23 protein-coding genes are annotated in these 24,771 nt (G+C 61.7%); 12 read left to right on the top strand and 11 right to left on the bottom strand.

Annotation, left to right across the window (positions count from 1 at the left end; translation table 11 throughout):
• The first annotated feature begins 264 nt into the window (after nt 1-264).
• The 4 genes from HU762_RS13240 (at nt 265) to kefC (ending at nt 4,759) form a co-directional block, all read left to right on the top strand.
• Nucleotides 265-975 carry a response regulator gene (locus tag HU762_RS13240; protein WP_186637523.1) on the top strand — a complete coding sequence of 237 codons (711 nt, stop codon included), beginning with the start codon at nt 265-267 and terminating at the stop codon, nt 973-975.
• The gene (locus HU762_RS13245) at nt 972-2,318 is read left to right on the top strand and encodes an ATP-binding protein (protein WP_186637525.1); all 1,347 of its coding nucleotides are present in this window, start codon (nt 972-974) and stop codon (nt 2,316-2,318) included. The genes HU762_RS13240 and HU762_RS13245 overlap by 4 nt, the downstream gene beginning before the upstream one ends.
• A 91-nt stretch (nt 2,319-2,409) precedes the next feature.
• Complete coding sequence (gene kefF / locus HU762_RS13250; RefSeq protein ID WP_186609183.1) at nt 2,410-2,931, top strand: glutathione-regulated potassium-efflux system oxidoreductase KefF; 522 nt, start codon at nt 2,410-2,412, stop codon at nt 2,929-2,931.
• 1 nt (nt 2,932) lies between these two features.
• Entirely contained in the window at nt 2,933-4,759 is a 1,827-nt protein-coding gene (gene kefC, locus HU762_RS13255; protein WP_186637527.1) for a glutathione-regulated potassium-efflux system protein KefC, read from the top strand.
• Here kefC and HU762_RS13260 read toward each other — a convergent pair.
• Together HU762_RS13260 and HU762_RS13265 are read right to left on the bottom strand one after the other, a co-directional pair.
• The gene (locus HU762_RS13260; protein ID WP_186637529.1) at nt 4,756-5,997 is read right to left on the bottom strand and encodes a cytochrome P450; all 1,242 of its coding nucleotides are present in this window, start codon (nt 5,995-5,997) and stop codon (nt 4,756-4,758) included. The genes kefC and HU762_RS13260 overlap by 4 nt on opposite strands.
• Before the next feature lie 110 nt (nt 5,998-6,107).
• A complete protein-coding gene (locus HU762_RS13265) occupies nt 6,108-6,971 on the bottom strand; it encodes an aldo/keto reductase family oxidoreductase (RefSeq protein ID WP_186637532.1) in 864 nt (287 codons plus the stop codon).
• 100 nt (nt 6,972-7,071) lie between these two features.
• Here HU762_RS13265 and HU762_RS13270 point away from each other — a divergent pair, with 100 nt between their 5' ends.
• Nucleotides 7,072-7,977: a LysR family transcriptional regulator gene (locus HU762_RS13270; RefSeq protein WP_186637535.1), complete on the top strand. Its 906-nt coding sequence runs from the start codon at nt 7,072-7,074 to the stop codon at nt 7,975-7,977.
• Between the two features lie 47 nt (nt 7,978-8,024).
• Here the strand turns inward: HU762_RS13270 and HU762_RS13275 are convergent, their stop codons facing one another.
• From HU762_RS13275 to HU762_RS13290, 4 genes are all read right to left on the bottom strand, one after another.
• Nucleotides 8,025-9,791, bottom strand: coding sequence for an ABC transporter ATP-binding protein (locus tag HU762_RS13275; RefSeq protein ID WP_186637538.1), 1,767 nt, complete (start codon nt 9,789-9,791; stop codon nt 8,025-8,027).
• 18 nt (nt 9,792-9,809) lie between these two features.
• Complete coding sequence (locus HU762_RS13280) at nt 9,810-10,919, bottom strand: beta-glucosidase (protein WP_186637933.1); 1,110 nt, start codon at nt 10,917-10,919, stop codon at nt 9,810-9,812.
• Between the two features lie 64 nt (nt 10,920-10,983).
• Nucleotides 10,984-12,174, bottom strand: a complete 1,191-nt coding sequence (gene glf / locus HU762_RS13285) for a UDP-galactopyranose mutase (RefSeq protein ID WP_186637541.1) — start codon at nt 12,172-12,174, stop codon at nt 10,984-10,986.
• The gene (locus HU762_RS13290) at nt 12,162-13,316 is read right to left on the bottom strand and encodes a glycosyltransferase family 1 protein (RefSeq protein ID WP_186637543.1); all 1,155 of its coding nucleotides are present in this window, start codon (nt 13,314-13,316) and stop codon (nt 12,162-12,164) included. The genes glf and HU762_RS13290 overlap by 13 nt, the downstream gene beginning before the upstream one ends.
• Nucleotides 13,317-13,659: 343 nt before the next feature.
• Between HU762_RS13290 and galE the strand changes: the two genes are divergently transcribed.
• Nucleotides 13,660-14,706 carry a UDP-glucose 4-epimerase GalE gene (gene galE, locus HU762_RS13295; RefSeq protein WP_186637545.1) on the top strand — a complete coding sequence of 349 codons (1,047 nt, stop codon included), beginning with the start codon at nt 13,660-13,662 and terminating at the stop codon, nt 14,704-14,706.
• An 11-nt stretch (nt 14,707-14,717) separates the two neighbouring features.
• Here the strand turns inward: galE and HU762_RS13300 are convergent, their stop codons facing one another.
• The 3 genes from HU762_RS13300 to HU762_RS13310 all read right to left on the bottom strand — a co-directional run bounded on the left by HU762_RS13300 (nt 14,718) and on the right by HU762_RS13310 (nt 16,974).
• Complete coding sequence (locus HU762_RS13300; RefSeq protein WP_186637547.1) at nt 14,718-15,005, bottom strand: hypothetical protein; 288 nt, start codon at nt 15,003-15,005, stop codon at nt 14,718-14,720.
• Between the two features lie 71 nt (nt 15,006-15,076).
• Nucleotides 15,077-15,802 carry a ferritin-like domain-containing protein gene (locus tag HU762_RS13305; RefSeq protein ID WP_186637549.1) on the bottom strand — a complete coding sequence of 242 codons (726 nt, stop codon included), beginning with the start codon at nt 15,800-15,802 and terminating at the stop codon, nt 15,077-15,079.
• On the bottom strand, nt 15,799-16,974 hold the full coding sequence (locus HU762_RS13310; protein ID WP_186637551.1) for a hypothetical protein: 1,176 nt from the start codon (nt 16,972-16,974) through the stop codon (nt 15,799-15,801). Before HU762_RS13310 ends, HU762_RS13305 begins: the two co-directional genes overlap by 4 nt.
• Nucleotides 16,975-17,266: 292 nt before the next feature.
• On the opposite strand from HU762_RS13310, the gene HU762_RS13315 reads away from it, so the two are divergent.
• The 5 genes from HU762_RS13315 (at nt 17,267) to HU762_RS13335 (ending at nt 22,182) form a co-directional block, all read left to right on the top strand.
• Nucleotides 17,267-17,950: an SOS response-associated peptidase family protein gene (locus HU762_RS13315; RefSeq protein WP_186637554.1), complete on the top strand. Its 684-nt coding sequence runs from the start codon at nt 17,267-17,269 to the stop codon at nt 17,948-17,950.
• A gap of 110 nt (nt 17,951-18,060) precedes the next feature.
• The gene (locus HU762_RS13320; protein WP_186637557.1) at nt 18,061-18,441 is read left to right on the top strand and encodes a RidA family protein; all 381 of its coding nucleotides are present in this window, start codon (nt 18,061-18,063) and stop codon (nt 18,439-18,441) included.
• A gap of 564 nt (nt 18,442-19,005) precedes the next feature.
• Entirely contained in the window at nt 19,006-19,341 is a 336-nt protein-coding gene (locus tag HU762_RS13325; RefSeq protein WP_186637561.1) for a DUF6124 family protein, read from the top strand.
• A 511-nt stretch (nt 19,342-19,852) separates the two neighbouring features.
• Nucleotides 19,853-20,188 (top strand): DUF6124 family protein, encoded by a 336-nt coding sequence (locus HU762_RS13330; RefSeq protein WP_186637564.1) that lies wholly within the window; start codon nt 19,853-19,855, stop codon nt 20,186-20,188.
• A gap of 230 nt (nt 20,189-20,418) precedes the next feature.
• Entirely contained in the window at nt 20,419-22,182 is a 1,764-nt protein-coding gene (locus tag HU762_RS13335) for an L-lactate permease (protein ID WP_186637567.1), read from the top strand.
• A gap of 72 nt (nt 22,183-22,254) precedes the next feature.
• On the opposite strand, the gene HU762_RS13340 is transcribed toward HU762_RS13335, so the two are convergent.
• A complete protein-coding gene (locus HU762_RS13340) occupies nt 22,255-22,590 on the bottom strand; it encodes a hypothetical protein (protein WP_186609217.1) in 336 nt (111 codons plus the stop codon).
• A 246-nt stretch (nt 22,591-22,836) separates the two neighbouring features.
• Here HU762_RS13340 and HU762_RS13345 point away from each other — a divergent pair, with 246 nt between their 5' ends.
• Nucleotides 22,837-23,493 (top strand): polysaccharide lyase family 7 protein, encoded by a 657-nt coding sequence (locus tag HU762_RS13345; protein ID WP_186637571.1) that lies wholly within the window; start codon nt 22,837-22,839, stop codon nt 23,491-23,493.
• 18 nt (nt 23,494-23,511) lie between these two features.
• Here the strand turns inward: HU762_RS13345 and HU762_RS13350 are convergent, their stop codons facing one another.
• Nucleotides 23,512-24,744, bottom strand: a complete 1,233-nt coding sequence (locus HU762_RS13350; protein ID WP_186637574.1) for a nucleoside permease — start codon at nt 24,742-24,744, stop codon at nt 23,512-23,514.
• Nucleotides 24,745-24,771: the final 27 nt, after the last annotated feature.

Raw genomic sequence — 24,771 nt, forward strand, 5'->3', positions numbered from 1 at the left:
GAGGGAGCTTGCTCCCGCTGGGTCGCGAAGCGGCCCCCAAAAATCCATGAGCGCTTCGCACTCAAGCGGGAGCAAGCTCCCTCGCCACAGGGTTCAGTGCACAGCTTCACTGGCTGACATCGACGCAATCCTGCCGCGGTTTTCTTGCCCGAAGATTTCCACAATGTTGCGCGCCGGTCGCTTTATTTCCGGATTGAAATATATGACGCGCACCCCGCAATCACCCTAGTATTGACCTTGTATTCACTGCCCGACGTGACCACCGTGAGCCATTTACTCCTGGTGGACGATGACCTCGAAGTCCTCGCCCTCCTGCGCAAGTTTCTTGAACAACATGGCTATAGCGTTGAGGTCGCCGCCGACGGCAACGCCTTGTGGCGAGCGGTGGAACGTCGGCAGCCAGACCTGATCATTCTTGACGTCATGCTCCCCGGCGATAACGGGCTGGTGCTTTGCCAACGGTTAAGGACCGAACACCGGGTCGGCATCATCATGCTCACCGCCATGGGCGAGTTGAGCGATCGCGTCGTCGGCCTGGAAATGGGCGCCGACGATTACCTGACCAAACCCTTCGACGCGCGGGAGCTGCTGGCCCGGGTGCGCGCCGTCCTCAGGCGCACCGGCGAAGCCAGGGGCGCCTTGGGAGATTCGAGCCGGCCGGTCCTGGAATTCGAAGGCTGGCAGCTGGACGTCACCCGGCGCGAATTGCGCTCCCCCGACAAGGTCATGATCCCGCTGTCGGCCGGTGAATTCGAGCTGCTGCTGGTGTTCGCCGAACACTCGCGCCGCGTACTGACCCGCCAGCAGTTGCTCGATATGGCTCGTGGCGAAACCTTCGATGCGTTTGACCGCAGCATCGATGTCCAGGTCAGCCGACTGCGACGCAAACTGGAGTCCGACGTTACGGGCCCATCGATGATCCGCACCGTTCGCAACAGCGGCTACCTGTTCAGTCCCCACGTGGTGAAACGATGACCGGCCAGCGCGCCAAAGTGCCTCGGCCACGGGACACGGTCGCGCGCTGGATCGCCCTGACTACCATGGTCGCGATGCTGACGTTGCTGGCCCTCAACGAATTGTTTTCCCTGTTGGCCGGTGCCTGGGCGCGCCCTCCGCTGATGGAAACCGGCCTGATGGAAAAGGCTGCGGCCATCACCCGCATCATCGACTCGGTCGCCCCCGGACAACGGCTCGACATTGCCAAGGCCGCCAGCGACCAAGGGCTCAGCGTGCAGTGGTTGCAGCGCCGTGAAGAGGCGCGGTTGCCCATCGTCGACGACCCGGAGTTCAGCGAGGGATCGGCGTTTTTGCGTCGTCAACTGGGCAGGCCCGACGCCCGCATCGAGGCCTACGAGCCGGGGGACTGGCCCGCCGAGGACCCCGCCCGGCGCTACGCCCTGATCATCGAGCTGGCGGACCATACCTGGGTGGACCTATCCGTGGCGTCACGCAGCTGGGGACTGGGGGAATGGCAGCGCAACCTGATCATTATCGCGCTTATCCTGCTCTCGACATTGGTCGTCGCCCTGATTGCCACGCGGCACCTGGCGACACCGCTGGAACGCTTCGCCGAGGGTGCCCGGCGCTTCGGCGTGGATTTCCGGGCGCCGCCCATCCCGGTCGTCGGCCCCCACGAAATACGCCAGGCGATCCTGGCCTTCAACGCCATGCAGGCCCAGCTCAAGCACTTCGTCCAGGACCGCACGCAAATGCTCGCCGCCATCTCCCACGACTTGCGGGCGCCACTGACCCGCATGCGCCTGCGCGGCGAGTTCATTGAGGACGCCGAACAGCAATCGAGGTTGTTCAGGGACGTCGACGAAATGCAGGCGATGGTCAACGCCGCGCTGGAATTCTTCCGCGACGAAGCGCGGCTCGAGCACGCCACGGCATTCGACCTGGCGGAACTGCTGCATACGGTCGTCGATGACTTCAGGGACGCAGGTATCGAGGTCTACTTTGCGGGCGCCCAGCGCTTTGTCTATGTGGGCCGGCCCATCGGGATAAAACGTGCGCTGACCAACCTGATCGACAACGCGATCAAATACGGCACCGAGCCCAGCGTCCAGCTCAAGGCCTACACGGACTGCGTCGAGATCCGCGTCCTCGACCGCGGTCCGGGCATCGCGCCGCAATTTCATGAGCAAGTCTTCGCGCCATTCTTTCGCATCGAGGGTTCGCGCAACAAGAACACCGGCGGCGTCGGCCTGGGCCTGTCGGCGGCGCGGGCGACAGTGCTGGAGCATGGCGGCACGCTGACCCTCAGGAATCGGCGCGATGGTGGCCTGGAGGTCAAAGTCACGCTCCCGCTCAATTGACCCCTGGGCGAACAATGCCCTAAACATCACGCGCCTTCCCCGGTAGGATGTCCGGCCTTTTGCCTTGGACCCAGTCGCCTGGAATTGCCTGATGATCCTGATCGTTTACGCCCATCCCTACCCCGACCAGTCGCGGGTCAACCAGCAAATGCTCAAGCGCGCGTCCACCCATCCGCACGTGGTGATACGGTCTCTCTACGACCTCTATCCCAACTTCGACATCGACGTCGAGGCCGAACAGCGCGCCGTCGAACAGGCAGGCTTGGTCGTGCTCCAGCATCCGATGTACTGGTACAGCATGCCGCCCCTGCTGAAATTATGGATCGATAAGGTGTTTACCCACGGCTGGGCGTACGGCAAAGGCGCAACGGCCCTCACGGACAAAAGCCTGCTCTGGGCGGTGACCACCGGCGGCGAACACGATCATTTCCAGATGGGCGCCTATCCAGGCTTTTGCGTGCTGGCCCAGCCCCTCCAGGCGACCGCGCTTTACTGCCACATGCGCTGGTTGGAGCCGGTGGTCGTGCATGGCGCGTATGCCGCCGAATCCGACGCCCAACGCGCACAAATCGAACACTACGGCGAACGCCTGGCCGCCTGGAAGGAAGATTGATATGGAGACCCATAGCCTGATTGAAATGCTGATCTACCTGGCCTCGGCGACGTTGATCGTACCGATTGCCGTACGTTTCGGCCTGGGCCCGGTGCTGGGTTACCTGCTGGCCGGCTGCGTGATCGGCCCGTGGGGGCTGAAGTTGATTACCGACGTCAAGGCCATCCTGGAGTTCGCCGAAATCGGCGTGGTCCTGATGCTGTTCATCATCGGCCTTGAGCTCGATCCCAAACGCCTGTGGGCGCTGCGTCGGATGGTGTTTGGTGGCGGCGCGCTACAGATGCTCGCTTGCGGTGCCGCCATTGCGGCGTTTTGCGCAGCGCTCGGGCTGGGTTGGACGGCGGCATTGCTGGTAGGCCTGACCCTGAGCCTTTCCTCCACGGCCATCGCCATGCAGGCAATGAGCGAACGCAACCTGACCGCGACCGCCGTGGGCCGCAGCAGCTTTGCCGTGCTGCTGTTTCAGGACATCGCGGCCATTCCCCTGGTCGCCATGATCCCGTTGCTCTCGGCCCACGGCACCACACCGTCGGGTACCGCCCTGGCGTTGTCGATCGTCAAGATCGTCGCCGCCATCAGCGTCGTCGTGCTGCTCGGGCGTTACGTGACGCGACCGCTGCTGCGCTTCGCCGCGCGCTCGGGCCTGCGTGAAATCTTCAGTGCCGTGGCGTTGTTCCTGGTGTTCGGCTTCGGCTTTCTGCTGGAAGAAGCCGGCCTGTCGATGGCCATGGGCGCCTTCCTCGCCGGTGTGCTGTTGGCCAGTTCCGAATACCGCCATGCCCTGGAGAGCGACATCGAACCGTTCAAGGGCCTGCTGCTGGGGTTGTTCTTCATCGGCGTCGGCATGTCGATCGATTTCGGCACGCTGATCGACTCACCGCTGAAAGTCATCACCCTGACCCTCGGGTTCATCCTGATCAAGCTGCTGGTGATCAAGACCGTCAGTCGCTTCCTGAATGTTCCCGCCGGCCAGCGTTCCTGGCAGGCGGTATTGCTCGGCCAGGGCAGTGAGTTCGCCTTCGTGGTGTTCGGCGCCGCGACGCTGGCCGGCATCCTGACCGACCAGTGGGGCAAGAGCCTGACGCTGGCGGTGGCGTTGTCGATGTGCGTGACGCCCTTGCTCATTTTGGTGTTGGAGCGGATCGAGTCGGCCGGCAAAAAAGGCCGCCAGGAATCCGACCTCGTCGACCAGCAGAACCCGCGGGTGATCATCGCCGGCTTCGGCCGTTTCGGGCAGATCGCCGGACGCTTGCTGATGTCCTGCGGCGTCGAGGTGGTGGTCCTGGATCACGACCCCGACAACATCGAGACACTGCGAAAATTCGGCGTGAAGGTGTTCTACGGCGACGCCACGCGCCTCGATCTGCTGCACGCGGCCGGGGCGGCCCAGGCGGCGGTGCTGATCAATGCGATCGACGATCAGCAAGACAACCTGACACTGACCCGGTTGGCCCAGGAGCACTTCCCCATGCTGAAACTCGTCGTTCGCGCGCGGGACATGGGCCACCTGATCAACCTGCGTCAGATGGGCGTGGAAATCGCCGAGCGGGAAACCTTCGAGAGCGCGTTGTCGTTGGGCCGCAGTGCGCTGGTGCAAATGGGTGTCGGAGCATACGAGGCGCGTGAGCGCGCCGATCAGTTCCGTCGCCTCAACCTGCAGATGCTCGAAGAAATCGTCGCCCAGCCGGAAGACGACCTCAAGTTCCGGCACGACGCCTACCGGCGGGCCAACGCATTGCTCACCGAGATGTTCAACGAAGACCGCGCGCGCCCCGTCGACAGTTGGCCGGAACATCACCGAAACGAAACGGATGAGGCGCGCAGCTAGCCGGTTACCACCGATATCAGCACCGGCTCCCTGGGCAACATGGGCAGGCGCTGAAAATCGACCTCCTTCACGTCCAGCCGCCAATGCACATGGCGGCACAGATATTCAAAGGTCTGCTGCATCAGGGCCAGCGTCAGCGGCTCGCCCGGGCAGCGGTGATACGTGTATTCACCGCCGCCCTGGCTGATGACAGAGGTTTTCATCGGGCACTGGCCGAAACGTTCGGGAGCGAAGCTCTCCGGGGTTTTCCAGTGCGACGGATCACGGTTGGTGCCAAACAGATCGAGCAACACCCGAGTGCCTTTTTCGAAGCGATAGCCTCGCCACTCGAAACGCTCGCGCACGAACGCCGCCACCATCGGAAAGAACGCGTAAAAGCGCCGCACTTCCTCGGAGAAAGCCCAGGCCGCACCCTCGTTGGCTACGATATTGGCCCGCCATTGCGGCCGACGTTCCAATTCGATAAGCCCGAACAACTGAAAGCGCCCCACCGCCACCACGGGGCGCAACAGGTTAAGCAACTCGACCGCCGCTACGTGGGGTGGGAGCAACTGACCTTGGTCATCGCGGTGCTGGGCGAGTTTGTGCAGCGGGGATTGCTGCGCCGCTGAATCGCCCTCGCGCCGGCACTCTTCGATCCAGCCGACGGCCTGGGCTTCGCAGGCCTTGCGTCGCATCCAGGCGGCCGGCATGCGCCAGTCAAGGCGGCCATTGCCATCGATCAGCGAGGCGAGCCGGCGAGTCAGGCGGTGCATCGCCTGATCATTCATCGGCGCAACGCCCGCCCACTCGCAGACCGACCGACACAGCAGCGCCTCCAGCCAGGGCAGACAATCGAACGGCTGGTTCGCCGGCAGTCTGGCGATCGCCTCACTCAAGCGCGCCTCAAAGAGCCGGGCCAGGCGCTGCACGTTCTGCGTGTCCAACAGCTCGAGAAACAGCTGCTTGCGTCGCGCATGAGGCGCCCCATCCAGGCCTTGGACGCTGCCCGTGCCCAACAGGATGTTGCGCAGCGGTGCCGGCGTCGACGTGGGTGTTCGGACAAAGCGCCGGGCATCGTAAAACAGCTCTGCCGCCTCAAGCCCACTGAGGCAAAGCGTGCGCCGCCCCAGCAGCCTTGTCTGGAAGACCGGGCTGCGATACTTCGCGCAACGCTTGCGGATGAAAGGGTAGCCCTCCTGCAAGAAGGCCCATGTTGAATCGACCCAGCGATGGCCGGGAATACCAGAGTCCGCCATAACGAAATCCCTGCCTGACAATCATACGTCTGGGACATCGACTGGCCGGGCGCTGTTCGATTTTTCGGCGCCGCGCAGAGACGGCACCGATGAACGTCTGCTTCGTCTGGCTACGCCATATGTTCAAGCTCAGCCAGCATTTGCGTAGGAATCCGCAGCTCGCTCGCCGTGAGGTTTTCCCGCAGGTGCGCCACTGACGACGTACCGGGAATCAACAGGATATTCGGCGCCCGTTGCAGCAGCCACGCCAGCGCAACGCACAGCGGTGACGCTTCCAGCCGCGCCGCTACGGCGGAAAGAGTCTCCGACTGCAGCGGCGTGAAACCACCGAGCGGAAAGAACGGCACGTAGGCAATGCCCTGCCGGCCCAACTCGGCGATAAGGTGTTCGTCGTCGCGGTGAGTCAGGTTGTAGTGATTCTGCACGCAGGCCACCTTGGCGATGCCTTGGGCTTCCTTGACCTGCGAGGCGGTGACATTGCTCAGGCCCAAATGGCGGATCAGACCCTGGCGTTGCAGCTCCGCCAATGCCGTGAAGGACTCTTTAATCGATCCCTCAGCGGGCGCATGCACATCGCCCATGACCCGCAGATTGACCACATCCAGCACCTCGACGCCGAGGTTGCGCAAGTTATCATGCACCGCTCGGGTCAGCTCGGCGGAGCTCTGGGCTGGGTTCCATGACGCATCGGCGCCACGAACCGCGCCGACCTTGGTCACGATGACCAGGTCGTCGGCGTAAGGGTGCAGCGCCTCACGGATCAGTTGGTTAGTGACATGAGGCCCATAGAAATCCGCGGTGTCGATGTGGTTGACTCCGGCCGCCAGGGCTTCGCGCAGCACGGCGATGGCCGCCGCCGGATCCTTGGGAGGTCCGAAGACCTGCGGTCCCGCCAGTTGCATCGCGCCGTAGCCCATGCGATTGACCGTACGATCGCCCAGTAAAAACTTCCCTGCGTTATCTGCCTTGCTCATCGCGTACCCCTTGGATAAATGTGCGTGAGCCGACTATAGGCGTTGACCACTCCACTGATAATCAGGTGCAATCCGGACGGGTTGTACGGTGGAGGGAACAATGGCGACGGATATTCAAGACTTGCTGGCCTTTGTGGCCGTAGTCAATGCGGGCGGCTTTCGCGAGGGCGCCCGGCTGAGCGGCAGATCCGCCTCGAGCCTCAGCGACGCCGTACGGCGGATCGAAAGCCGACTCGGCGTGCGCCTGCTCAACCGCACCACCCGCAGCGTGGCGACGACCGAGGCCGGCGCGCGGTTGATGGAGCGCATCGTGCCGGCCCTGGGCGAGGTCGAATCCGCGCTGGACGTGGTCAACGACTTTCGCGACCGGCCCTCGGGCACCCTCAGGTTGAACGTGCCGGTCAGTGCCGCGCGCCTGGTATTGCCCTCGATCATCGCGCCGTTCCTCAAGAGCTACCCCGACATTCGCCTGGAAGTGGTTACCGAAGAAAGCTTCGTCGACATGCTCGCCGCCGGGTGTGACGCGGGTATTCGCTACGACGAACGCCTCGAGCAAGACATGATCGCCCTGCCCATCGGGCCACGATTCCAGCGTTTCGCCACCGCCGCCGCACCCGCGTACCTAGACGCCAGGGGCAGGCCGGAGCATCCAAGGGATCTGCTGGAACATGCGTGCCTGCGGGGCAAGTTCCCCAGCGGCGCCATGCCGCTCTGGGAATATGAACGAGATGGCGAAACCATCAGCGTCGACCCGAGCGGCCCATTGATCGTGCGGATCGGCGGCGCGGTGGACCTGTCGGTGCAAGCCGCAGTGGATGGGCTGGGCATTGTCTATCTATTCGAGGACTGGCTGCGGCCCTACTTCGACAGTGGCGTCCTCGAGCCGGTACTCGAACCCTGGTGGCAGCGCTTTACCGGACCGTTTCTCTACTACCCCGGCCGCCGCTACCTGCCCTCGCCGCTGAGGGCGTTTGTGGATTTCATCAATGAGAACCGCGGTAGCTGAGCGGGTCGGGGCGCAGGCACGTTTCTCCAGGATCCCTTCAAAAGCAACTAGGTCTTGCCCAGTTCCATTCCCTGTGCCTGCCACAACGTCTGGAACGGCCCTTCGCGCTGGCGCAGTTCATCGGGCGAACCGTCTTCGACAATTCTTCCGGCCTGAAGGACCAGGATCCGGTCGAACCGCGCGACCGTCGACAACCGGTGCGCCACCGCCAGCACGGTGCGGCCGCGCATCAAGTCATCCAGCGCCATCTGGACCTTGGCCTCAGATTCGGAGTCCAGCGCCGAGGTGGCTTCGTCGAGGATCAGGATCGGCGCGTCCTTGAGGAACGCTCGCGCCAACCCGAGGCGTTGGCGCTGGCCGCCCGAGAGCATCACGCCACGTTCGCCCACCAAGGTGTTGAACCCTTCCGGCAGGCTGCGGATGAATTCTTCGCAATAGGCATGGCGGGCCGCGTCGATCACTTGCGCCTCGTTGGCATCGGGCTGGCCATAGGCGATGTTTTCGTAAATGGTCCGATTGAACAACGCCGGCTCCTGCGGCACTACGGCGATCTGGCTGCGCAGGCTATCCTGGCTGACCGAGCGCACGTCCCGCCCATCGATCAGGATCACCCCGCTACGCACATCGTCCAAGCGCTGGACCAGGTTGATCAGCGTCGACTTGCCCGCCCCCGAAGGCCCGACGATCCCGATTTTCTGGCCGGCCGGAATGTCGAGGGACAAATGCTTGATTGCGCCACGGCCGTCGGCGTAGCTGTAGGTGACGTCGATAAACTGGATGTTGCCGCGCCCAGGCGCCAACTCCGCCGGGGTGTCGCTGAGGGCGTGAGGCTGGACGATGATGCGCAGGGTTTCGGCGATGACACCCATCTGCTGCGAGGTGTCCACCAGCGCCAGCGCCAAGTCCCGTGAGCCGTGCAGGATGCGAAACGACAACGCGCTGACCATCACCACATCGCCCGGCGTGATCTGCCCGCCCTGCCACAGCAGAATCGACCAACCGAGCATGCCGCCGGCCATGATCGACAAGCAGATGTCATGCAGGACCCGGGCTTTTTCCAGGTAGATCCAGCTACGGCGCTGGGCCCTGGCCTCGACGCCAATCGCCTGCTCCAGTCGGCGCCGCTCGCGGTGGCGGGCAGAGAACGCCTTGATCGTCCAGACATTGGACACCTGATCGACCAATTCACCACCCACCCGCGCCGACTGCGAAGCGAAATCGATATGCCGGCTGCGCCCACGCAAGCCCATCATGGTGATCAGCGAGGCCACGGCGACCACGGCGCCAATCAATGCGATGCCCATCGAAAATCGCACGGTAAACAGCACCACCACGGCGCCGATGAAATCAACGCAAGGCGGAATGATTTTCCAGGCGAGGCCACCGTAGATCGACCCGGCCGCCGCCCCCGCCGAGGAAATCCGGTTCGCCAGTGCCCCGGCAAAATGCTCGGAAAAATAGCGCATCGGGTGGCCCGTCAAATGATTGAACAGGTCGATCCGCAGGTCCGCGCAACTGGCGACCACGGTGCGGCAACCCAGGTAGCCACCCGACCGCCAGAACAGGTTTTCCACCACGATCAGAGCAATGAACACCGTGAACGGCAGCCAAACGTGACCGGCGGCCTCCCTGCCCTGGGCCATGGCGTCCACTAGCAACTTCATGCCGAACTGCACGGCGACAGCGCAACTCGCGGCGCCGACTACCAACAGCAATAGCGTCGCGAAGTGCCACGGCCTCAACGTGACGTACCGCCACAGGAAGGCAATCGCTGTATTGGGCAACGGCAATCCTTGCGCGGGCTGACTGTTCATTTCATCGCCGCTCCCCGTTCATTGCAGCTGCTCAGTCGCCCTGGCTGAGGCAAACCGCGCCTGCAACTCTTTCATCGCCCTATGCAGCGGATGAAAAGACGCGCGGCTGCCCTCGCTGTCGGCATAGCCAAACACACCGGTGGGACAGTAGCGATCATCGTCCCAGCCCGGGTAGTCGAGAAACGGGTACCAGCACACGCCCTCTATCGGCATACCGCGCCCGATGGCCAGCGCCAGTTGCTCACCGATGGAGTGCAGCCAGGGCACGCGGGCAGTGTCTTCGGCCCCGGTTTCCGAGAGCAACAAGGGCCTGCGATAACGTTGGTGGACTTCACTGAGCATGCCCACCAACGGACGATAATCCGCGCTTCCCTGCTCGATCCGACCACCGTGAAGGAACCACTGGTTATGGGGGTAGAAGTTCACACCGAGGATATCCAGGTACTCTTCTCGTCCGCCCAGCCCTGGCCAACTTCGACCGGTGAGCAAATCCCAGGCCTCGAACTGGGATTGGCGATACGCCTCGGCGGCCTCGACGTCTTCGGTTCTGCGCGATGAGGAAAGCACGTTGATCAGCGGATCGCACTGGACAAACCGCGCCCCGGGAATCACCTCGCGAATCGCCTCGATCGCCGCGATGCTCGCCCGCACCAGTTGGTGCTTGAGTTCCGTGCCCCGACCTTGCGCACCCGGATTGAAATAGGCGACATCCCCGCCGGCCCAACTCCAGAACGAGATTTCATTGATCGGCGAGTAGAACGGGATCTCGATTCCTTCCTCGCGCATCAGCCGCGCCACGGCGCCAGCGAACCGGGCAAACCGCTCGACGAAGGCCGGACGCCAGATATCCAGGTCGTCGGGGTAGCCGTAATGACACAAGTCCCAGACCACTTGCACATCACAACGTCGGGCCGCCCGCAGCATCGGCAAAAAGCTGCTCCAGTCATACCGGCCTGGTTGCTGCTCGATCAAATGCCAACGCAGGCCGTCCCTGGCACAACGAATGCCGAGGTCGGCGAGCTGGCGATAATCCTGCTCTGCCCATCGGTCGTGGCGGGTCGCGGCGAGCATGTCCAACCGACGCCCATCGGCACGCCGTTGGGACGAGCATTCATAGCCGGCCATCATGAAACTGCTGAAGATCCTTTGCTGCACGATGCTGTCTCCCTGTGCTCGATCGCAGAGCCAGGCATCAACCTGGCTCGACCTCGTGGGCCTTCAACTCGACACCTTCCTGCTCGGCGATGCGCTGATACAGCGCGAGCGCCTGCCCTATCACCTGGTCCATGTTGTAGTACTTATAGGTGCCCAGCCGACCGAGGAAAGTCACCCCCGGTGTTTCGTCAGCCAACGCCTTGTAGCGTTTGTATAGCTCGGCGTTCTCCGCGCGTGGCACTGGGTAATACGGGTCGCCCTCGGCACAGGGAAACTCGTAGGTCACGCTGGTGCGCGGGTGTTCCTGGCCGGTGAGGTGCTTGTATTCGGTGATGCGCGTGTAGGGCACCGCCTCGTCCGGGTAATTGACCACCGCCACCGGCTGGAACTGCTCCTGATCGATGGTTTCATGCTGGAAACGCAACGAGCGATAGGGCAGTCGGCCAAAGCAATGATCGAAGTACTCATCGATAGGCCCGCAATACACCAGCTCACGATGAGGGATGCGTTCGCGCACGGTCCTGAAATCGGTGGACAACAGCACATCGATGTTCGGATGGTCGAGCATGCGCTCGAACATCCGGGTGTAGCCGTGCAAGGGCATCATCTGGAACTGGTCGGTGAAATACCGATCGTCCGTGTTGGTGCGTGTCGGCACTCGCGAGGTCACCGATTTGTCCAGTTGCGAAGGGTCAAGGCCCCACTGCTTGCGGGTGTAGCCGCGAAAGAATGTCTCGTAGAGTTCGCGCCCGATCTGGTTGATGACCACGTCTTCGGAGGTGCGGATCGGGTCCACAGGTTCTGCCCGTTGCGCCAGGAACGCTTCGGCTTGCGCTTCATCCATGGACAGCCCGAACAGCGTGTTGAGCGTCGTCAGGTTGATGGGAATCGGCACGCGATGCTCATCGACCTGGGCCAGGACCCGATGCTCGTACGGTCTCCATTCGGTGAACCGCGACAGGTAATCGACAATGCGCTGGGCATTGGTGTGGAAGATGTGCGGCCCGTAGCGGTGGACTAACACGCCCGCCTCATCTAGATGGTCGTATGCATTGCCACCGATGTGATCGCGACGATCGACCAGCAGGACGCGCTTGCCCAACCCTTCGGCCAGCCGCTCGGCCAACACGCTGCCAGCGAAACCGGCACCGACGATCAGATAGTCATACGGCGCGCTGTCCTGAAATGTACCGAGGGTGCCGAGGGTATCGAGGGTTATCGTTGGCATTCGATCTGCTCCTTCATCTGGGCGCAGGTCTTGTCCCAAGACATGCCGTCCAGCGCCTTGTCGGCATACTGCGCAATCACCCCTGGCTGGGTCCGCAAGTCCAGCGCGGCCTGAATCGCGTCGATGAACCCCTGGGGCGAATCGGCAATGGCCACCACCCCACTCTCGCCGTAGCCATTGACGACATCGCGAATTGGCGTAGACACCACAGGGCAACCACCCGCCAGGTATTCGGGCGTCTTGGTGGGGCTGATGAAGCGTGTGGATTCGTTCAGGGCGAACGGCATCAACGCCACGTCCCATCCCGCCAGATAAGCCGGTAGTTCGTCATATTGCCTGGCGCCCAGGTAATGGATATTCGACAGGCGCGGCAACGTCTGCGGATCGATCTTCACCACCGGCCCGATCAATACAATGTTCCAGTCGGGCCGCAGCGCCGCCAGCTCGCCGACCAGCTCGATATCGAAACGCTCATCGATGACGCCGAAGAAACCCAGCCGCGGATGGCCGATATCGGCCTGGTCCGCCGGGTCGGGAATCGGCTGCCGGGCTGCGCCGAAGTGCGCGATGTCGACGCTGCTGGGCATGGCATGGACGTTGTCGTGATGTTGCCGCTTGGCTTCCCACAAGCTGTAGCCGCCGGTGAACACCACATCGGCCTTGGCCATCAACCGGCGTTCCATTTCCACCAACGCGGGCGGCGCGAACTTGAAGGCCGAGAGCTCGTCCATGCAATCGAAGATCACTACATTGGGTTCCAGATGATCGGTGAAAGCCTGGCTCATCGGCGTGAGGTACCAGAGCATCAATTCATTCGGCCAGTGCTCGGCCAGCCAGGCATCGAGCAACTCACGCTGCGCGTCTATCACCTGGGTTTCATCCAGCGCTTCGGGAAGCCTGGGCACCAACACCGTCACACCCTCAGCCACCGCGTAGGTTTCCAGGTGCGCGGACTGCCGGCCCTCGAATATCGGCTCCTCGAAAAACAGCACGTCGTAATCCTTGGCCAATCGCGACATCACGTGTTGGGGACGCTGGTAGACAAAGCCCCAGCGCAAGTGCGACAGGCACAGAAGCGTAGGTCGCAAGCCCGTGGCGGCAGCGGCGCCGTGTTGGGGAAGAAGCTGTTCTTGTTGATTCATATAAGTTTCCTTTTCTAGAGACCGATGCTGGACCGAGCACAATTCCTGGCGAGGACCTGGCACTGCCCTGCCTGCCAGACAAGGCCTGAACACATCCCTCACGCGCTGCCTTGTGGACGTTGGAGAAAGGCGATTTCGATGCCGTTCCAAATCTTGTTGAAGCCAGCCGACAAAGTGCACACACCGATCAGTCAACTGCTCTGAACTCCTGGCACTCGCCACCACCCTCAACAGAACAGGCTGATGTCTCAAACGCGCACCACTGCCGAGAGAGACCGCCGGACAACGCCGAGTGTCTTGCCCAACAGACACCAGGACAGGGATAACCGAGGGGGATCGAGTGATGATTTTGGTGACAGGTGGTGCGGGTTATATAGGTGCTCACGTGGCGGTCGAGTTGATGAACCGGGGCGACGCGGTGCTGATCCTCGACAACCTCTGCAACAGCTCCCGAACGACAGTGCAGCGCATTGCGAAGGTAGTGGGCCGTGAGCCGGGCTTCATCCACGCCGATGTGCGCAACCGTCGGGCATTGGATAACGTCTTCAAGGAGTACCCCATCGAGGCCGTCGTCCATTGCGCCGGGCTCAAGGCCGTGGGTGAAAGTGTGCGCGAGCCGTTGAGGTATTTCGAAACGAACGTCAGCGGCAGCGTCACGCTGTGCCAGGCCATGGCCGACGCGGGCGTGTTCAAGCTGGTATTCAGCTCATCGGCGACGGTCTATGGCGACTGCGCCCAGATGCCCATCGCCGAAACGTGCCCAACGGGTCAGCCAACCAATCCGTACGGCCAGTCGAAGTTGATGGCCGAGCACGTCATGAGAAGCATGGCGGCGTCCGATGGGCGCTGGTCCGTGGGGTTACTGCGCTACTTCAATCCCATCGGCGCGCACTTTTCCGGTCAGTTGGGAGAGACGCCAACGCAGACGCCCAACAACCTCTTGCCCTACTTGTTGCAGGTAGCCAATCGCGAGCGCGATGTGCTGCGGATTTTCGGCTCCGACTACCCGACGCCAGACGGCACCGGGATCCGGGACTATGTCCATGTGATGGACTTGGCCGAGGGGCATTTGCGAGCCATGGAGTTCTTGCGCGAGCAGACTGGGGTGCATATCTGGAACCTGGGCACCGGGCGCGGTTATTCGGTGTTGGAGGTGGTCAGTGCTTTCGAGCGGGTCACTGGGGTGACGGTGCCGCTGGCTTTCGAACCGCGGCGACCTGGTGATATTGCTCGTTGCTGGGCGGATCCGGGGAAAGCGGCCGGGCAATTGGGTTGGGCGGCGCGTCATGGGCTTGAGCGGATGCTGCAAGATGCGTGGCGCTGGCAGTGCTTGAATTTTCCTCGGATCGAGCCGCGGGAGGTGGTTTTGCGGAGTATTGAGCAGGGGTGAGGTGGTTTAGCTCAGGGACGCGTGGGTGGTGTGCATATCCGAGGCAACCGCATCCCCCCCACATTCAAACAATCGCGCTGGTTGCGCGAAAGCATCTCAACCGTCAGCCGATAAGCCTGGTCCGCGGCGTCCTTGAGCAACTGCCAATCCTCCAGGCTGATAAATTCGTGAAGCACCAATTCATCAGCACGCCGAATCAACGTGTCGTAATAATCCTCAGGAAAGTCCAGGCGATACGCATCGTCCTCAAGCAACAATCGCCAGGCTTTCAATTCCATCTCAAGATCAGTTTCACTCACGGGCGGTTGTCCTTTAAAAGTGAGCAAGGCCCACCCCGCAGTGGCAGGGTGGAACCAGGCGTAAAGCAGGATCAGCTCACTTGCGCGAGCAGGTCTTGCTTGATGAAGTTGCGCACCGTCGCCAGGTGCGTTTCTTCTTGTGCCAAGGCGTGGCCGAAGCGCTTGGCAATCAGCGGATGACCGCCCTTCTTCGCCAGCTCGATCAGCAATTCCCAGGCAGCGTTGTCTTCCAGTTCGATGGTCAGGATCGCGCTCATCGATTGCGACACTGTCGTGCGTGGGTCGGTCAATACCTGCAGGACACCCATGGCCTTGACGCCCGCCACGTCCGCGCAGGGTGTCATGGCTGTTGGGTCGCCGCCGAGGGTTTCGATGGCTTCGCGCACGATGTTCATGTGTTCGAGCTCCTCGGCCTGGATCTGTCGCAAGGTCTCCACCAACGTCGGATCGGCTCCCGGCGCGGACGTCGCCTTGGCGACCATCGCTTCGTACAAGCGCACGCCGGTGCGCTCGAAGGCCAGGCGCTCGCCCAGTTTATCCAGCAGCACTTCCGGGGCTTTGCCGATGGTTTTGTCCAACGCGGTCTTGACCATGCCTTTGACCGAGCCGGGGGCCGGCACCGAGCCGATCAGGTCGGCCTCGCGAATGGCGCGCTCGCGTTCGGCGGTGTAATCGCTCATATCGCCGGGCACGTCCGCCGGGAACAGTCGGGTGGCTTCCAGTTGGCGAGCCGTGTCTTCGGGGGACATCTGCACGCCGGTACGATTCATGCCGATGGTCACTTGACGTTCGCTCATTGTTCTTCTCCCACTGGGTTGAGTTCAGTGCCGGGTTTGAAGGTGTAGCCGGCGGAGGCGATGTTGGCGGGCACGCCTTCGCTGTTAAGTTGGGCACGGTAGTCGAGCGAGGCATGACCTTCGCGTTCCTTGGGCACGTAGTCGATGCCGTGGGCGCGCAAATCCACTTCACGCGACAGGGTCTCGCGCACGAAATCACGCTGGCTCTTGAACTCGATCATGCGGGGCAACTGACCGCCGAGCACTTCGGCAGGGTCGCGTCGTTCGTACTTCTTGAACAGCTCGCAGGCAAGGTTCAAGTGGCCCAGTTCGTAGTCGACGAAGCGTTCCCACATCGCCTTGATCCGGGGATTTTCTTCCTGCTCGGCGCAACTGGCGTACGTGTAGACCTCCATCGCTTCATGCACCAGCCACTTCTCCATGAAGCTTTCGCTGGGGTCCTGCAGCGAGCCGTATTGGGTAACGTGCTGCTCCTCCACCGAGGCAATTTCGGCGTACAACGCGCGCGCCACCGGATCGGCGAACAACGGACCGATGTTCATGTAGTAATCGTGGGTCTGGTACTCCGCGCCGGTAATCAATGCGGCGTGAATCTTGGTGATCAGCGCGGCGTTTTCTTTCTTGTAGTTGTCGCGCAGGTCATCGCCGGGGGCACGGTGATGCTCGCTGGTCGGCCGGCCGGGCACGATGTCCGTGTAGCCTTGCAGGATGTTGTTGGCATCCTTGCCTTCCAGCCGATCAAGCATCGCGGCGTAGCGGTAGAGGTGGTCAAAATCTTCCAGCAGGCCAAAGCGATAGGTTTGCGCCTGGTAAGGATCAGGTTCGTTCTGGGCAACGGCGGCAGTCACTTCGATCGCGACCTGCTCATACGCCACGGTGGTTTCAAGAGGTGAGTGGTCCGCCGACAGCAACCAATTGATGGCGGTCATTTGGTGCTGCTCGGCACGCCTGACCTGAGCCAGGGGCAATTGCAGTTCCTTGTGAAAACGCGCGCCAAAATGCTTGAGCCGAAGCGCGTCGGATTCAACGCCGTTCATCAGGATCACCCGCACCCGCGTGAACGCATCGTCGTCCAGCTTGCTGATGGGTTTGCCGGCCAGGTCGCGCCAGGTAAAGGTCTGCTTATCGAGGGGAGTCCCTTTGTTATCCAGCAGATTATCGATATGGGTCATGGGTCAATCTCCTTCATCAGAGGCCACGCGATACGCCGTCGATACGCGGCATCGGGTAGCAAAACGAACCACCCTGGGAAAATGCGCGGCTCTGCACCGAGACGATGAGCGGTCGGATAAATGGATGAAATGCCGTTTGATTTTCCGCTCATCCGGTCAGGATCAGGATTTTCGAACCAAGCTTTGACGCCCCGGCTCGGAGGTACATAACACCGCCGCAGCCAACCGATCATGGCTCGGACCAGCGGCTGTCACGGCGGGGTGTTGCCTATGTCTGCCTGGAGTTTTCGTGATGTGTGAATGTTTCGTTCAACCAGTTTCTTCCAAGGATTCCCTGGCGTTTTTTGCCCAGCGGGATACGTTCGGCGCCAGCCACCCCCCAAGCCTGTCGGCTGACTGTCTTCACGCCGCGGCGGAGCCCACGCTTCATGACCGACAAACCGTGATCAAGCCGAACATGCAGGTCAGCGCCATCCGCAACCGTGGCGGGCGGTTGGAGTGCATCAAGGTTCGCTGGGGGTGGTCGCCGGTCTGGTCGATGGGCACGATGCCGCCGCTGACCCACCTGCCCCTGCACCTGGTGATGCGCTCCAAAGTGTTTGACCGGATCAAGCGCGACGGTCGCGTGTTGGTGGCGGTGGACGGCTGGTACGAAGCTTCGGACACGGCCGCGCAACACCAGGCCAAGCGCCTGAGCTATACGACCTCAAGACAATCATCGCCAATTTTTCTCGCGGCCCTGGCCCAGGCCAGCGAAAGGCCGAACGGCTGTGACGGACTGGCCTTGGTGACCTACGGCGATGTTGCCAATCAACAACAGCGGCTGCTGGCCTTCACGGGCGAGAATGCACTCGAATGGTTGCGCCCCGACCTGGATTGGGAGCAGGCCCGGCACATGGCCGCGCATGTAGCGGTCACTGAACCGCAACTGGAACACGTGCTGACCGCCAAGCGGATGGTCCAGGGCCGGCGGTGACGGCGGCTCGAACCGGAGGAAGTGGCTGACAGCCCGAAGATCGGCGTTAAACTGGCAGGCCAGTCGCCTTGAAGCGACTGGCCTCCTTTCTTTTCGAGCACGAGACTTCCATGGCGAACCAAGACATCACGTTCACCCCCGACCCGGACGCAGACTCCATCTCCTCCGACGTCGCCGGTTTCGGCGGCTTGCTGGTTTCCACGCAGATCCCGACCCGCGCCGACGGCAGCCTGGAGCTGGGTGACATCACCCTGCAGAGCGAGTGCACGTTGCAAGCGCTCAAGACCGCCTTGGAACGCGCCGGCAGTTCCATGGACCGCGTGTTGCACTTGACCATCTACCTCACCGACATGGCCGATCGCGCGGCTTTCAACGAGGTGTACAAACGCTTCTTCGCCAAGCCCTGGCCTGTGCGCGCCGCCGTGGGCGTGGCGGCGTTGGCGGTCGAGGGGATGCGGGTGGAAGTGACGGCGATGGCGGCGAAGGGCTGAGTGCACAGTATTTGTGGCCTTGCGAAACGCTCTCGTGGCGAGGGAGCTTGCTCCCGCTGGACTGCGCAGCAGGCCCAAGCTTTTTGCCAAGGCAGAAATTTTTTGGGGCGGCTTCGCCACCCAGCGGGAGCAAGCTCCCTCGCCACGGGTGCTTTGTTAAGGCTGGTTCCCGGTTCAACATCGGTGTTTTGTTAATCCGAACTCCAGCCCAACGGGGCTGTGTTTATTCAGTTGTAGGATCCTTCTGCATCAGGCTACGTCGTCTTGCGCCGTTACCTACAACTACGCCAGAATCCGCCGGCTTGTGCGCCTTGGGGTCGGGCTTTACTGTTGCTCGGTCGCTGAAAATCAGCGATCGGGTTTGGTAGCCCGGCTTTCCATATGACGCACAGCTTCACTTTCTGCGAGTGCCCTTGCGCATTTGCATGAATGGTGGCCATGCGTAGGGCGTCTTCGGGCGCGCCGGTGTTCATGTGGACCGGTCTACCAACCTTCGTATGGCCGCCACCCTTCGTTTGGTAGCGAGGGTGATGGCTTCTCTAAATTCCACATGAGACTTCATCTATGTTCAAAGTAACCCCGAACCCACCCGACACCGATCCAGCCGACTCAAAAGAGTTCGACAAAGCCGCCGACCGCGCCCTCGATTACTACCTCAAGCCAAAATCCGGCAAACCGAAAGCGGACCCAAGCCAACTCTTCACCCTCATCGACGGCATCGACACCGAAGCCCTGCTCGCCAACCTCAGCGAAACCCTGGCCTCGGCCAATGCCATGATCAATGACTTGGCGTTCGACCTGGACGGCTCGCGACGACACATTGCCCTGGGCATCCAGCAGCTGATCGAGCTGAGCACAATGCTCGCCAACCGCGCGCTGGATAACGTCGAAGCCCGCTAGCCGCCGTTGCTCATCCCCCTGTGGCGAGGGAGCTTGCTCCCGCTGGCCTGCGCAGCAGGCCCCAAGTTCTTTATTTCGACAGAGATTCCTGGGGCGGCTTCGCCACCCAGCGGGAGCAAGCTCCCTCGCCACGGATGCATTGCCAAGCCAAACTCCCAGCGCATCAGGGACTGTGTTTATTCAGTTGTAAGATCCTTCTGCATCAGGCTACGTCGTCTTGCGCCGTTACCTACAACTACGCCAGAATCCGCCGGCTTGTGCGCCTTGGGGTCGGGCTTTACTGTTCCTCAGTCGCTGAAAATCAGCGATCGGGTTTGGTAGCCCGGTTTCCTGGCGCACGTGTCTCCTGATGCGAAGGACTTCTACGTCCTCTGTTTTATGGTGGTCATGCGCAGGGCGTTCTCGGACGCGCCGGGTTGCCAGGTAACCGGTCTACCAACCTTCGTATGGCCACCACCCTTCGTTTGGTAGCGAGAGTGATGGCTCCAATTTTTTATCTGGAGTTTCATTTATGTTCAAACCAACACCCAACCCACCCGACACCGATCCAGCCGACTCAAAAGAGTTCGACAAAGCCGCCGACCGCGCCCTCGATTACTACCTCAAGCCAAAATCCGGCAAACCGAAAGCGGACCCAAGCCAACTCTTCACCCTCATCGACGGCATCGACACCGAAGCCCTGCTCGCCAACCTCAGCGAAACCCTGGCCTCGGCCAATGCCATGATCAATGACTTGGCGTTCGACCTGGACGGCTCGCGACGACACATTGCCCTGGGCATCCAGCAGCTGATCGAGCTGAGCACAATGCTCGCCAACCGCGCGCTGGATAACGTCGAAGCCCGCTAGTCGCCGTTGCTCAGCCCCCTGTGGCGAGGGAGCTTGCTCCCGCTGGCCTGCGCAGCAGGCCCAAACTTTTTGCCAAGGCAGAAATTTTTGGGGCGGCTTCGCCACCCAGCGGGAGCAAGCTCCCTCGCCACGGGGGGTTGGCAGGCAATCGCTTACCAAATCCCCGCCTATACTTCTCTGCCAATCCCCCCGGGGCCTGCACTTCCAACAATAAAAAGCAGAGGTGGAACATGGTCTGGCAACAAGTCTACGATCCCTTCGGTAATGCGGTGCTGTCGACACTCTTGGCGGCGGTCCCGGTGGTGGTGATGCTGGCGTCCCTGGCGTTCTTTCATATCAAGGCGCACCTGGCGGCGTTGTATGCCCTGGCTTCGGCGTTACTCATTGCGATCTTCGCTTTCGGCATGCCCGCGGACATGGCCGGTTCGGCGGCGTTGTATGGCGCGGCCAACGGGCTGCTACCCATCGGTTGGATCGTGCTCAACATCATCTTCCTGCACCGGCTGACCACCGAGAACGGCTCGTTCAAGGTCTTGCAGGATTCCCTGGCGCGCATCACCGACGACCGGCGTCTGCAGTTGCTGCTGATCGCCTTTTGTTTCGGCGCGTTCTTCGAGGGCGCGGCGGGCTTCGGCACGCCGGTGGCGGTGACCGGGGCGATCCTGATCGGGCTGGGTTTTTCGCCCCTCGCCGCGTCGGGCCTGGCGTTGATCGCCAACACCGCGCCGGTGGCGTTCGGCGCCCTGGGCACACCGATCATCACGCTGGCCAAGGTGACCGGGCTGGATGAGATGGAGCTGTCGATGATGGTCGGCCGGCAACTGCCCTTCTTCTCGGTCATCGTGCCGTTCTGGCTGATCTGGGCGTTTGCCGGCTGGCGCAAGATGCTGGAGGTCTGGCCGGCGATCCTGGTGGCCGGCGTCAGCTTCGCCATCCCGCAGTTCCTGGTGTCGAACTACCACGGGCCGATGCTGGTGGATGTGATCGCCGCGTTGATTTCCATGGCGTGCCTGACCGGTTTCCTCAAGGTCTGGAGACCGGCCACGATCCACACCTCGGCGGCGTTGACCGGTCGGCATGATGACTCGAAGATCGAGGCGAGCGAGCAACAGCAACCGGTCGCCACCGGCGCTTTCGGCAGCGACGCCCGTCCCGCCGTGCTGCGCGCGTGGATGCCATGGATCATCCTAACGGTGTTCGTATTTGCCTGGGGCACCCAAGGCTTCAAGAACCTGTTCGATACACGCCCGGCCATCGACCCTCAGACCCAATCGGCCCGGCTCGATCCCCAGGGCAAGCCGATGCGCGAGGCGAATCCGATCTTCTCGCCGCTGGTGACGTTCGGCACGATCCACCAGCAGATCGAAAAGGTCCCGCCCGTGGTGCCCCAGTCTAAAACCGAGGAAGCGGTCTACAAATTCAACTGGTTCACCGCCACCGGCAGCGGCATCTTCCTGGCAGCAATTCTCGGCGGTTTGCTGATGGGCTATTCCATCCCGCAACTGGCGCGCCAGTACCTACGAACGCTGTGGGTGGTGCGTTATTCGTTGATCACCATCGTGGCGATGCTGGCGCTGGGGTTCCTCACGCGCTATTCGGGCTTGGACGCCACCATGGGCCTGGCCTTCGCCGCGACGGGGATTTTCTACCCGATGTTTGGCACCCTGCTGGGCTGGCTCGGCGTGGCGCTGACCGGTTCGGACACGGCGTCCAACGTGCTGTTCGGCGGTTTGCAAAGGGTGACGGCGGAGCAGTTGGGCATCAGCCCGGTGTTGATGGCCGCTGCGAACAGTTCAGGCGGGGTCATGGGCAAGATGGTCGACGCCCAGTCGATCGTGGTCGCCTCTACCGCAACGCGCTGGTACGGCCACGAAGGGGAAATCCTGCGCTACGTGTTTTTCCACTCGGTGGTGCTGGCGATTCTGGTGGGCGGCTTGGTGACGTTGCAGGCGTATGTCGAGCCGTTCAGTCATATGGTGGTGGGAGGAAAGTAACGGCTTGAACAAGCTTTTATGGCGAAGGAGCTTGCTCCCTCGCCACGGGTAAGCGTACTTACCAGGTCAGGCTTACTGAACGTTCTTCAGCTTGACCACGTCACCCGACACCGAGGTGGTGTAGCCGGTCAGGACCCAGGCCCAAAACCAGTTTTCCTGGACCTGAGTGTTGATCATGGCGTCGCCGCCCTTGGCCTTGATCGCCGCATCCTGGGCGCGCACGAAGCGGTTGTTCTGGCGGATCGGGATCACACCGAACAGCAGCAGGCCAGTGGCCTTGGCTTCACTGTGGCCGACCACGGTGTATTGGCTGCTGTCGTACTGCTTGGTTTTCATCGGGGTGCCGGTGCAGCCCGCCAGGGCCAGGCCGAACAGGGCACAGGCGACAACTTTGCTGAAGTGGTTCATTTGACGCTCCATAGGAAAACGCCCGGGATCCATCTCTCGGGCGGCGCGTACTCTAACCGATCAGCAACAAAAAGACACAACGTCATTCCGCCTGTTTAGGGGCCTGAAGGCTCATTGCAGAGCCATCCGTCAGTTGGGCCTCCAGCGAAGCAGACTCCCGTCGATAGCATGAAAACTGCGCCACGGAAGGCAATTTACTGTCTTGACGACCGCCAGATACGGCTGGTCCCGTTGGAGGGTTTCATCATGATTGACGTGACTGTCTGGAGCGTTACCCTGCCGGTGCAAACGCCCGCGCAGGTCGTGGCGACCAAAGCCATGCCGAGTTTGAAAAACAAGTATTTCGACAATAACGGCCAGAGGATCGTCTTCTGGGCGCCCGTCACCGGCTCCCATACCGGTAACAGCAATTACCCGCGTTCCGAGCTTCGCGAAACCAGCAAAGACGGAAAACACCGCAATTGGCGCTACAACAGCGGCATCAACACCCTCAAGGGCGAACTGACGGTAAACCAAGTGCCTTCGGAAGGCCGTGTGGTGGTGGCGCAGATTCACGCCAAGAACGCCCCGACGCCGTTGTTGAAACTGGTTTACCGCTACGAAAAGGGCGTCGGCAACATCGACGTGGAATACCGCTTCAAGCCCAAGGACAAGAAAAGCCCGGTGATCTTGACCGTGCCCAAGGTGCCGTTGAACAAATCGTTCTCGTACACCCTGCAAATGGACAAGCAAGGCCAGCTCACGATGCTGATCGGCAAGAGTGGCAAACAGGTGAAGCTGGACAAGTCCTGGCAAGGCTACGACTTCTACTTCAAGGCCGGCGTGTACACCCTGGATAACAAGGGTTACTCCAATGAAGGCGGAAAGGTGACCTACACCAAGCTGAACGTCAGTCACAAGTGACTGACGTTCTTCCTGTACTCAAGCCTTGGACGGCGCCACGGCCACTTGCCGGCCGCTGAAGGTCAGCAGGAAACACACGAGCACCACCAGCGCAAAACCGGCCGGGAACAGCCAGATGCTGTTCCAATCGTGGCCGCCCTCTACCACAAAGTGATCGGTCACCTGCCCCGCCACCCAGAAGCCGATCAACATTCCCACGCCATAGGTCGCCAGGGTGATCAACCCCTGGGCCGAGCTGCGCAGGTGTTTTGGCGCCTTGGCGTCGGTGTAGATCTGTCCCGTGACAAAAAAGAAGTCGTAGCAGATGCCGTGCAGCGCGATGCCGGTGAACAGCATGAAGGCCAGGTCGCCATTGTTGCCATAGGCAAACAGCACGTAGCGCAACGCCCAGGCCAACATGCCCACCAAAAGCGCCAACTTGATGCCGAAGCGCTGGATGAACAGCGGCAGCAGCAACATGAACAGCACCTCTGACACCTGCCCGATGGCCATCTTCGCCGTCGGGTTGGTCATGCCGGTTTCGGCGAGGAACGGGTTGGCATTCTGGTAGTAGAACGCCAAGGGGATGCAGATCAGGATCGACGCGATGAAGAACACCAGGTAGCTGCGGTCCTTGAGCAACCCCAATGCATCGAGCCCCAGCGATTGCTTGACGCCGCCGGCGCTCGCTTGCTCCTTGAGCGGCGCCGTGCCGGGCAGCGTGAAGCTGTAGAGCCCGAGGACCAGCGAAGCGATGGCCGCCATCAGGAATGTATTGCGCAGGCCACCCGCGACAATCGCTTCGCGCGAGTCCCAGGCGAACACGAAACTGATCACCACGCCGGCGACGATCCAACCGAGCGTGCCCCAGACCCGAATGCGCGAGAACTCCAGCGCCGGGTCGCGCATCTGCCGGAACGCCACGGAATTGACCAGGGCCAGCGTCGGCATGTAGATCACCATGTACGCCAGCACAAAGGGGTAGAACGCGCTGAAATCCGCCGCCGAATACAGCTGATACAGCAATACCGCGCCAATCAGGTGCAGCACCGCCAGGATGCGCTCGGCATTGAAGTAGCGGTCGGCGATCAGGCCGATCACGAACGGCGCAATGATTGCGCCCCAGGATTGGGTGGCGAAAGCCATGCCGATCTGTCCACCGCTGGCGCCCAGGGTGTTGGACAGGAAAGTCCCCAGGGTGACGAACCAGCCGCCCCAGATAAAGAACTGCAGGAACATCATCACGCTCAGGCGTGCATTCATCGTGGTCATGACCGTCACCGTTTTATTGTTGTTCTT

It is taken from the genome of Pseudomonas sp. SWRI92, assembly GCF_014268685.1.
GTDB classification, from domain to species: Bacteria; Pseudomonadota; Gammaproteobacteria; order Pseudomonadales; family Pseudomonadaceae; genus Aquipseudomonas; species Aquipseudomonas marvdashtae.